The sequence below is a fragment of the Caulobacter sp. GW821-FHT12A07 genome (assembly GCF_058807655.1).
In genome coordinates this window covers 1-950 of record NZ_JBXAQX010000025.1, presented here as the reverse complement: position 1 = coordinate 950, position 950 = coordinate 1, and the positions used below count along the sequence as shown (strand labels likewise).

1 protein-coding gene is annotated in these 950 nt (G+C 71.3%); it reads right to left on the bottom strand.

The window, feature by feature from the left end:
* The coding region (locus tag AC1RRS_RS24875; RefSeq protein ID WP_492857503.1) for a biotin/lipoyl-containing protein at window positions 1–950 on the bottom strand (950 nt) is incomplete at its 5' end.

Sequence of the window (950 nt, the reverse complement as noted above, 5' to 3'; positions counted from 1 at the left end):
TCATCCGAACTCCACCAGCACCTGGTCGGCGGCGACGGGATCGCCGGCCTTGGCGTTGACGGCTTTCACCGTGGCGTCGCGCTCGGCGCGGAGGATGTTCTGCATCTTCATGGCCTCGAGCACGCAGACGATCTCGCCCTCGCGCACCTGCTGGCCGACGGCGACGTCCATCGACACGACCAGCCCCGGCATCGGCGAGAGCACCAGCTTGGAGGTGTCGGCCGGGGCCTTGGCCGGCAGCTTCTCGTGCAGCTCGGCGCTGCGGGCGGTCAGCACCAGCACCCGGGCCTTGGCGGCGCGGTGGCGGATGGTGAAGCCCTCGGCGGCCGGGGCGACCTCGGCGGTGAAGGCCTGGCCGTCCAGCTTGGCGCGGAACGTCGCCAGGCCCGGCCGCCAGGCGATGTCGGTGAGGACGAGGCTGCGCCCCTCGTCGAGCAGGCCGACGGTCAGGCTCTGGTCGCTCTCGGCCTCGAACCGCACGCGCCGCTTGGCGTGGCCGACCACCACCGTCCAGTCGGTGCGCCTGGATCCCAACCGCCGGGCCAGCACCCGCTGCAGGGCGCAGCCCGTCGCGGCCAGGATGTCCAGCTGGGCCGGCGTCGGCTCGGTCCCCGCGAAGCCGTCGTGGAACTCGTCCTTGATGTAGCTGGTCGCCAGCTGGCCCGAGACGAAGCGCTCCTGGTCCATCACCGCGGCCAGGAACGGCACGTTGTGGCTGGGGCCTTCGATGTGGAAGTCCTCCAGCGCCCGGGCCATGCCCTTGACCGCCTCGGCGCGGGTCGGGGCCCACGAACACAGCTTGGCGATCATCGGATCGTAGAACATCGAGATCTCGTCGCCCTCGCGCACGCCGGCGTCGTTGCGCACGAGATAGCCGTCCTTCTGGCCTTCCTCCGGCGGGGCGTAGCGCACCAGCCGGCCGATGCTGGGCAGGAACTTGCGGTAGGGAT